The sequence below is a fragment of the Sporosarcina koreensis genome (genome assembly GCF_001531445.1).
Classification (GTDB): domain Bacteria; phylum Bacillota; class Bacilli; order Bacillales_A; family Planococcaceae; genus Sporosarcina; species Sporosarcina koreensis_C.
The window spans coordinates 58,418-68,208 of record NZ_LQYA01000140.1 but is presented as its reverse complement, the minus strand read 5'-3'; the positions used below and the strand labels follow the sequence as shown (position 1 = coordinate 68,208).

The 9,791-nt window shown below is 41.8% G+C and carries 9 protein-coding genes; 4 read left to right on the top strand and 5 right to left on the bottom strand.

Translation table 11 applies throughout. From position 1 onward, the window contains the following. The 4 genes from AWV70_RS14940 to AWV70_RS14920 all read right to left on the bottom strand — a co-directional run. Nucleotides 1-347, bottom strand: a 347-nt coding sequence (locus tag AWV70_RS14940; protein ID WP_082713649.1) for a hypothetical protein, incomplete at its 3' end; no start/stop codon positions are given. Nucleotides 348-675: 328 nt separating this feature from the next. Beyond that, nucleotides 676-1,521 (bottom strand): hypothetical protein, encoded by an 846-nt coding sequence (locus AWV70_RS14935; RefSeq protein WP_060208835.1) that lies wholly within the window; start codon nucleotides 1,519-1,521, stop codon nucleotides 676-678. Between the two features lie 79 nt (nucleotides 1,522-1,600). Further along, nucleotides 1,601-2,098, bottom strand: coding sequence for a hypothetical protein (locus tag AWV70_RS14930; RefSeq protein WP_060208834.1), 498 nt, complete (start codon nucleotides 2,096-2,098; stop codon nucleotides 1,601-1,603). 1,017 nt (nucleotides 2,099-3,115) lie between these two features. Continuing rightward, a complete protein-coding gene (locus AWV70_RS14920; RefSeq protein ID WP_060208828.1) occupies nucleotides 3,116-4,291 on the bottom strand; it encodes an MFS transporter in 1,176 nt (391 codons plus the stop codon). 65 nt (nucleotides 4,292-4,356) lie between these two features. Between AWV70_RS14920 and AWV70_RS14915 the strand changes: the two genes are divergently transcribed. The 4 genes from AWV70_RS14915 (at nucleotide 4,357) to AWV70_RS14905 (ending at nucleotide 9,123) form a co-directional block, all read left to right on the top strand. Further along, entirely contained in the window at nucleotides 4,357-4,743 is a 387-nt protein-coding gene (locus tag AWV70_RS14915; RefSeq protein WP_060208825.1) for an OsmC family protein, read from the top strand. 330 nt (nucleotides 4,744-5,073) lie between these two features. After that, the gene (locus tag AWV70_RS24180; protein WP_201024378.1) at nucleotides 5,074-5,241 is read left to right on the top strand and encodes an SE1561 family protein; all 168 of its coding nucleotides are present in this window, start codon (nucleotides 5,074-5,076) and stop codon (nucleotides 5,239-5,241) included. 159 nt (nucleotides 5,242-5,400) lie between these two features. Further along, the gene (locus AWV70_RS14910; RefSeq protein ID WP_060208823.1) at nucleotides 5,401-6,939 is read left to right on the top strand and encodes a fumarate hydratase; all 1,539 of its coding nucleotides are present in this window, start codon (nucleotides 5,401-5,403) and stop codon (nucleotides 6,937-6,939) included. 279 nt (nucleotides 6,940-7,218) lie between these two features. Then, complete coding sequence (locus AWV70_RS14905) at nucleotides 7,219-9,123, top strand: heavy metal translocating P-type ATPase (RefSeq protein WP_060208818.1); 1,905 nt, start codon at nucleotides 7,219-7,221, stop codon at nucleotides 9,121-9,123. A 21-nt stretch (nucleotides 9,124-9,144) separates the two neighbouring features. Here the strand turns inward: AWV70_RS14905 and AWV70_RS23020 are convergent. After that, on the bottom strand, nucleotides 9,145-9,791 hold a 647-nt coding region (locus tag AWV70_RS23020), incomplete at its 5' end, for a YihY/virulence factor BrkB family protein (RefSeq protein WP_201024377.1).

Here is a 9,791-nt window from a genome sequence, read left to right as displayed (position 1 = left end):
CTAGGAAAAGAATTCCCTATTGTTGGTACAACTGTTATTTCCTCATCACTGTTTTCGTGAGTTCCTAAAACCTTAAAATCACCAATTAACTCATCTTCATTTCCCCAAAAGTGCCACATATACTTTTGTACTTTGTCTGGATAAAATCTAACTACTTCGCTATCATCGTAAATAAAACCCAAACGTCCTTCTTCCCCGATCATTGTGTAACTTCCTGATTTAAAAAGAGGACTTTCATTCCAATTGTGTTGAATAACTTCTTCTTTTATTGGCTCTTCGTCATTACAGCCCGCAATTACTAACGACAAAATTACTGTGCAGATAAAAATTAATCTTTTTCTGAACATAAACACACTCCTCCATGTTTTTATATTTATTCTAGCTAAACTTCAAATATCATTTATTGAACTAACCTGCTTCTTTAGTTGAACAAGAAAATAGAGCCTTAAAGCAGCTCACTGATCTTCAATTAAAGCACCCGTTAGTGAAATAATCTAATTACTTTAGTTCTGGAACTCATAATGATAGAAAAAACAATGTAATAAGAACGCATAAAAGCAACGAAAAGAAGATAAGTTTTATTATCACATCAAACAACGACAAAAAATAACCCACCCCTGAGTTGACCGCTCGATAGGTGGGTTATTTTTTCATCTCACTAAACAGACGGCTGCTTTAATAGCTCCAAGATGCATTAGTATCATTATATCCTGTAAACTGATCGTAAGTTAACCCTAGATTGAAGTTTAGAGGCTTTAATTTACCACTTGATCTAGTTAACTCAAAAGTGGGGTTCGATACATTAAGAGACATTCTTTGATGTCCGTAAGTTCCAAAAAGACCTTCTGCACCATTCTTATGGATTTGAAATCTTATGAACATGTTATCCGTTAAGACTGGATAGTCAGGCTTTGCAAGAGTTTGTGTTTTAGTAACTCCACCAATGAAATATTTGAAACCCGATGTCCAATAGGTAGTAGAGGGTCCTTGAGATGTGCTGTGAGAGTAAAAACCATTTGCTGAATTATTAATTACTGTTCCATTCTGCACAACTAACCCAACAACATCCTTCATTCGAAATGCAGGTCTTTTTAGCCATGTGAAATTACCAGAAACCTCCCCAACAGTTGAGCTTTTCGAAATCAAAGTCAAGTGGATACGCATCCAGGAGTTTTCATTTGATAACTGTGAAGCTTCTTCCTTAGCTAATTCTTTAAGATATTCAAACTCAGTAAATGCTTTTGAAGAACTCAAGCCGCTGTTGTCTTCTGTAATCCTAACATAAATAGTTTTTGAAGAAAGATCTTCTGGATCTACATCAGTTTGAAATGAATTAATGGTTTCTTCATTTAAACTCCTCAACACTTCAGCAGGAATTCCATAGATTTTTTCAATTTCTCCTAAATGATTGTCATTCAAAGGTGTCTCCGGAGTCAAAGAAACACCAGTGCTTGCAAACGATTGTAGACTAAATGAAAAGAATAGTATTGTAGTGAAAAGCAAGGTCGTAATTTTTTTCAAATTTTTTTCCTCCTATGATAATTTATTTATTTCTACTTTAACCAGTCTGCCGGCACAGAGGCTTAAAGAAATAACCAAATTATTCTTTGTCTAAAGGATTTTCAATTTCATTATCTAGTGCTTTCATTTTCCCAATGAAAGCATCGTAGTTATTAACTGTAATTGTAATACCTTGGCCAACCCCTTCTTTTCGAAGAGTTGCTGAGAGCCTTTCAAAACTATCTACTTCTTGAGGTTCGACATGTGATTCCGCCTTTTTATATAACTCCAACTTGCCGAGGACAGAGTCTATAGCCTCAATGTCAGACTTATTTACAGCAATAGATGATTTTTCTATTAGTTCAAAAGAGCGTTGCATTGTCTTTAAGGATTTATCCAACTGTCTTGTTACTAATTCGGGATTACTCCATGATAATTGCATCTGTTCACCTATAACGCTTTCCAATTCAATTAATTGATGTTGGATTTCATTCGATGCAATTTCTTTATTACTGTCTAGCTTGGAGTATATAAAAAACACAACAATAATCAACAGAATGTTTAAAACGATAGACGTGTAAAATATTACATTTTTCATATTTAAATTGATATCTCCTCTCCTGCAGATACTTCTAGGTAGCCAACCCGAGTGACCAAGAAAAACTTGATGAAAACTAGATTTGAAACGCCTACTCCGCTAAGATTCCGGCGATTTACTCTCTCTTTCTTGCTTACTTAAATATAAAGAATTCGCAGACTAGTGTAAAGTGTTTATTATAGTTTGGGGGTAGGGAAAATAAAATAGATTAGAATACCTACAGCATCTTCAAAAGCAGTTGAGTACCTGTTTATCTATAAAAAAAAACAGGGGCACAATTCAACTGTGCCCCTGTTTTTGTTTTTAATTGTTTTCTCCCCATAAACCGTATTCAACTTTGTGTATTCACGAATAATTGATAAGTTATAATGATGGTCTTGTTAGAAAGAATTTTTCCAATCCCAATAAATAATGTTGATTGGAATAGATGATTCTTTGTTATCTAGGTGCTTAATTTTACCAAAGTCCACATTTGACCAAATGTACCAACCTGATACTAAAACGATTATAAATAACATAGAACTTTGAAGCGAAAGTATGAAAGTATAAAGAGAAAATAATAGAAATAACAATATGGTATATATTTTATGTCGCAATGTAGAACCCCCCTTCACCTATCATCACGTCTTTTTTGATTTACACAAAAGTTTAAAACTTCTCTCGTTTTTTAAGCGGTAAACAGCGTCCCTTTTAAACCCATATTTATCGTGTTGATCTTTCACTAACCTGCTCCGTTAGTTGAAGGATAATATTTCTCAATCTTTAATTTATTTTAGCATAGATTTCTCATCTTCCTACTATGTTTTCTTTTCAATATCCAATTAGCAAGTGTTTTAACGATCGAATTACCAAACACACTTATATTTATGAGATGTTGCTAATTCCTAAGCTTCTAACTGTTGATGCAACAAAAAAACAGGGACACCAATTCATATGAGAATTGCGTCCCGAACATTGTGTTTTTATGGCTTTCTCTTCTCCCCATCAACTAAATCTCTTAGTTTATCTTTGCTGCCATTAAACAAGAATGCTTTTTCTTTTCGTGCCAAACAGTGAGATGACAAACAACACGCCGAACAGGATGGAGATGATGAGCAAGTAGCTGACATTTTCAATGAATTCAAGGAAAAGTCCTCCTGCAAAAGGCCCCGTCAGACTGCCGATGCTGAAGAAGATGCCGCAAAGCAAGTTCCCGGTCGGCAAAAGGTCCTCCGGTGTCAAGTCGGACATGTATGAAATACCAAGCGAGAAGATCGAACCGACAAACAGGCCAGCGATGAAAACAGTCAGCATGACGAGCGGAACTGAATTCCCCATCATGCTCGCAAACCAAAAAGCGATAGCGCCTCCCCCATACGTCAGCGGAATAATCGTACTCCTTCCGACCTTGTCCGAAAGCATGCCGAGTGGCAACTGTGAAGCAATGCCCCCTATTGAAAATATGGCGAGGATCATGGAGACTGACGTGAGGTCCATCCCATTTCGCAGGGCGTATACCGGATACATCGCATTCAACGACGACTCCAGAAACCCATAGCCGAACGGACCTAAAAAAGCGATCCAAGCAATAGCGATTGTGCTTTTCGACCGTTTCACAAAACTTCCCGCCTCCACATTCCCCTTAAATACTTCAGGGAAATCGTTTTTCAAATTGAAGACGAGCAGCCAAGCGGACATGCATAATAAGCCCGAGACAATGAACGGAAGTCCTTCATGGATATTCACGAGCGGTGCAAATAGTGGCCCCGCCGCAAATCCTAAACTGAATGATAATCCATAGATTGCAATATTCCGGCCTAATCTATGCTGCTCTGATGTACTCGTTATCCACGTTTGTGTGGAGAAGTGAAGGGCGTGATCACCGATGCCGATCAACAGCCGTAAGACGAACCAAAAAACAACATGTTTCCACAAAGGAAAAAGAAGCAAGGATGAAAAGACGAGAATGCCGCCCAAGATGATGACGGGTTTATAGCCGTATTTACGTAATGGCGCTTCCATGAATGGGGACACAAGAAGCGTACCTATGTATAAACCTGTTGCATTCAAACCATTCAATGCGCTCGAAATCCCATCTTGCTCGAAAATAGCTGAAATGAGCGGCAATAGCATCCCTTGGGAGAAGCCTGAAATTGATACGATGATGACAAGAATCCAAAACCGCCGCTGTTCGGCAGTTAATGAAGAAATCATAAGCAATACGCTCCTTAATTATAAGAAATTACTTTACAATAGTAGCATAAGGAGGATTGATTAGAATGAAATTCGAAATGACTGAAAATGGATTTGAAACGGAAACATCTTTCGGCAAGCTGCAAATTTCTGCCAATGACGAATATGGATTCCGGCCTTATCAGCTATTAGTTTCTTCCATCGCAGTATGCAGCGGGGGCGTTCTACGTAAGATCTTGAAAAGAAAAAGAATGCCGGCAAAAAACATCAGCATCGAAGTGAAGGAAGTCGTCCGTAACGAGGAGATTGCGAATCGTGTGGAAAAGATCCATCTTCATTTCCTCATTGAACGGGAAAAGATCAAGGATGAACAGATGGAGAAAATCATGCATGTAACGGCAAAGAACTGTTCAATGGTTCAGTCTGTCATTGATTCGATCGAGATCGTCGAAACATATGAATTCGTAACATGAACGAATAAGGCCCAGTCCATATCTGATATCAGAATACGGCTGGGCCATTACTTATGAATAGAACCTTCACTTTCATTTTGCATATAATTCGTAGGCGTTTATCGGCTAGGGCCGTCAAACGTTCACGGATCCCCTCCTTTTCGTAAGGATTCGATTCGTCTCTACACTACGGCCTCCTTTACCTATTGATTACTTGTAGTATAGCATAGTATTTTTCTATTGTAAAGATTTTGTTAAGCTGAATTTTCATTTTATTATCCTATCCATCTGCTACATTGAAAAAAAACTGCGATTCGTATACGATTACAATGATGAAAAGAGGTGTACTTCTTGGATAAAAGACAAAGCAACTGCAACGTCGATGATTTGAAAAATCGTCTCCATCAATTTTTGGAAAAGCTCGAATCGATTGAACCGGAAACAACAGACCTCCATGAAATCGATCAGCTTATCGCCTTGGTCGACGAACTGGAAAAACAAATGAACGGGATAAAGTGAAACTTCACTCAGTTGGGGGTCTTTCAACCCCGAATGAGTTAGTTGAACCAATCGGGCATTTACTGGCAGTTGATCTCCCACCCGAGTGGGGTCTTACTGCCAGTTAATGCGGGATAAAAAAAAGAAAAAGGGCAATAATGCTCTAGGGGGGAAATAAGCATGTACATAGAACAACTTGAAAAAAGCATGTATGACCTTATTTGCGAAACGTCTACCAATCTTCCGAAAGATGTCCGCCGCGCCGTAAAAGCAGCGAGAGAGCAAGAAGACGCAGGTACTCGGGCTGCAATGAGCCTCGATACGATTGCGAAGAATATCAACATGGCGGATGACAAACTTTCTCCAATTTGCCAAGATACCGGATTGCCGACATTCAAAATCAAAACGCCTATCGGTGTCAATCAATTGGAAATCAAGGCAGCCATAAAAAAAGCACTTGTCCAAGCGACAAAAGACGGTAAGCTGCGACCGAATGCCGTTGACTCACTAACTGGAGAAAACAGTGGCGATAATCTCGGCGAAGGACTACCAGTCATCAAATTCGAACAGTGGGAAAAGGATCATATTGAAGTGAAATTGATTCTGAAAGGCGGCGGATGTGAGAATAAAAATATCCAATACAGCCTGCCGACTGAATTGGAGGGGTTAGGCCGTGCGGGACGCGATCTTGACGGCATCCGCAAATGTATCCTCCACTCTGTTTATCAAGCGCAAGGACAAGGCTGTTCAGCGGGCTTCATCGGCGTCGGTATCGGTGGCGACCGCACATCCGGCTATGAGCTTGCGAAAGATCAACTCTTCCGCGCAGTGGATGATGTAAATCCAAATGCTCAGCTTGCCGAATTAGAAGCTTATATTTTGGATTCGGCCAATAAACTCGGTATCGGAACGATGGGCTTCGGCGGAGAAGCGACATTATTAGGATGTAAGATCGGCGTCATGCACCGCATTCCGGCGAGCTTCTACGTTTCCGTCGCGTACAATTGTTGGGCTTATCGCCGAATGGCAGTAGATCTCGATCCAGCAACTGGAAACGTGACAAACTGGCACTATAATGAAGGTGAAAAGCTTTCATTCGAACAAGAAGACGGACAAGCTGAAACGAAGCAGACGTCCCGAGTTGTCGAACTGACGGCGCCAATTAGCGAAGAACAGATCCGTGACCTTCAAGTCGGAGACGTCGTCAAAATTAGCGGCCGTATGTATACAGGACGCGACGCAATTCATAAGCACCTATCGGAAAATGATGCTCCGGTCGATCTCAATGGCCACATTATTTACCATTGCGGTCCGGTCGTCTTGAAAAACGAAGACGGCGGATATGAAATCGTCGCTGCCGGACCAACGACGTCAATTCGCGAGGAGCCTTATCAAGGCGATATTATGAAGAAATTCGGCATTCGCGCAGTTATCGGAAAAGGCGGAATGGGTCCGAAAACACTTGCAGCGTTGCAGGAGCATGGCGGCGTGTATTTGAACGCTATCGGCGGAGCAGCGCAATATTATGCAGACTGCATTAAAGCGGTTGAAGGTGTGGATCTTCTCCAATTCGGCATTCCGGAAGCGATGTGGCATTTGCGCGTCGAGGACTTTACCGCTGTCGTCACGATGGATTCACACGGGAATAGCTTGCACGCGGACGTAGATCAATCTTCCCTTGAAAAACTATCTCAATTCAAAGAAAAGGTTTTCAATTAATAAACAAAAGCGAAGGACACCCGGAGCCTAGATGTAACTAGACCAGAAAATATGCAGAAGTCGGAACTTTAAATTCCGCTTCTGCTTTTTTTATTTCCTTTTTCGAGCATTGAGTACCACTTTCCCATTGAACATGATATACTATTATTTATAATAATTATCACATCATAACGATTATCATTCATTTGAATTTTATCCATTCTGCATTGTATCTAATGCATTCTGTACTAAATTCAATGTAATGAAGTTGATATTCATTCTCAATTAGGAGGTAGTCAAATGACAACAAATACTAAGGAAACAGCACAGAGCCCGACTCATTGGATGGCGCATTTGGAACTTGTAGCAGCTATTGTTTCGGGAGTTTTAATACTGGCGGCATGGCTGATTGGGAAGGAAGGTTCAACTACTCTTTCAATCTCCTTCTATATAATTGCCTTTCTAATCGGTGGATTTGCTAAAGCGAAAGAAGGCATTGAGGAAACGATTGCCGATAAGCAGTTGAATGTGGAGATGCTTATGGTATTTGCTGCAATTGGCTCTGCCGTTATCGGTTATTGGGCAGAAGGCGCTATCCTGATTTTTATTTTTGCAATCAGCGGTGCACTTGAAACGTATACATTGAATAAAAGCCATAAAGAGATTTCCGCGCTAATGGAGCTGCAGCCCGAGGAGGCATGGCTTATCCAGGAAGACGGTTCAACAGCCAGTGTAGCGACTGCTTCCCTTTCGGTCGGCTCAAAGATCCTTGTAAAACCGGGTGAGAGAATCCCGGTTGATGGCATTGTCATCCATGGGACGACTTCCGTCGATATGTCCGCCATCAATGGCGAATCGGTTCCTGTCACAAAGGCGAAGGATGATGAACTGTTCGCAGGCACCGTCAATATAAGCGGAGCCATCCAAATGGAAATGACTAAGCCAAGTTCAGAGACTTTATTCCAGAAAATTATCACTCTTGTCCAGAATGCCCAAAGTGAAAAATCGCCTTCCCAGCAATTTATCGAAAAATTTGAAGGCACCTATGTGAAAATTGTCATTTTCACCGTTATCGCCATGATGTTTTTGCCGCATTATTTGTTCGATTGGGACTGGACGACAACATTTTACCGCGCCATCGTCCTGTTGGTCGTCGCCTCCCCTTGCGCGCTCGTTGCATCGATCATGCCCGCGACGCTTGCTGCCGTTTCAAACGGCGCGAAGAGAGGCGTCCTTTTTAAAGGCGGCATCCATCTCGAACATCTCGGTTCGTTGAAAGCGATCGCCTTCGACAAGACCGGCACACTGACTTCCGGAAAGCCCGTCGTCACAGATTTTATTGTCCGGGACAATGAGAACACTGAAAAAGCTTTGGCCCTTCTATTGAGCATCGAAGCACAATCGAACCATCCTCTTGCAGTCGCAATCGTGAATTATGCTGCTGAGCAAGGCATTGCCCAAAAAGAGAACCCGCAGATTGAGGATGTTCCGGGATATGGAATCCGGGCATTGACAGAATCCGGCGAAGTTCTCGTCGGAAATCCGAATTTTGTCGGGAAAAGTTTAATTGAAGACTTCAATGAGGGCATTGTCCGAAAGCTTTCAAATGAAGGAAAGACTGTTGTTTCTATGAAAGATGCTAACGGAATCCTCGCTGTCATCGCATTGAAAGATACGCTGCGACCTGAAGCAGTCAAAGCGATCAAAGACCTGAAGCAATTAGGGATCCAATCTATCATGCTAACAGGAGACAATGAAAATACAGCGAAAACGATTGCTAAGGAAGCAGGATTGGATCGGTATGTAGCAGAATGCCTTCCGGAGATGAAGGTCAATGAATTGAAGCGCCTTTTATCGGAGTACGGAGAAGTAGGTATGGTAGGTGACGGCATCAATGACGCACCCGCTTTGGCGACAGCCACATCTGGCATAGCAATGGGCGAAGGCACGGACGTTGCATTGGAAACGGCAGATGTCGTACTCATGCAAAATGATTTAACCAGAATCTCCTACGCAGTGAAAGTTTCAAAGAAGATGCAACGGATTGTGAAACAGAACGTCTTCTTTTCCGTCGCCGTCATCGCGGTACTTATCATCTCTAATTTTATGCAAGTCGTCGATCTGCCTTTAGGCGTCATCGGTCATGAAGGGAGTACAATCCTCGTCATATTGAATGGGCTCCGCTTATTGAATAACGTCAACTAACGACGAAAAGAGCAATGCGTGTCAATTGACTGCATTGCTCTTTTCTTTTGCCAGTTTTGCTTGCTTCCTTTCTGTCATGACGGCATTCAATTGACCGCCTAACATTAAGATGATCGCGGAAAAATAGAGCCACATCATAAGGACGATAATGCCTCCGATGCTTCCGTATGTCTTTGAGTAATTTGCAAAATTCCCGACGTAAAAGGAGAATACGAGAGAAGTCAGTATCCATCCTGCTGTTGAAAACAATGCGCCCGGCACTGCACTTTTCAGATGGACCTTCAAATTCGGCACCACCCAGTAAAGTGCGGTAAAGACTAGGAAGATTAAAATCGGCGGAATGGCCCACCGCAGGCTTCCCCATAATTTCATGAACCCTTCTTCCATTCCGAAATAGGAGAATGCTAGCATTCCGATCTGCTGACCGAATACGGGTAATAGCAGGGCTACGACCAATACGGCAATCAAAGCGATCGTAAATACGACGGACATAGCCCTTGCCACTAGGAATGACCTTGTTTCTTCGACATAATAGGAACGGTTCAATGCCTTTGTGAGGGCGTTCATTCCTTTAGAGGCCGACCAAATCGTCGCCAGTGCCCCGATCGATAACAGCCCCCCATTCCGGTTTTTCAAAATTTCTTCGAGGGTGTCATGGAGAAGCGTAT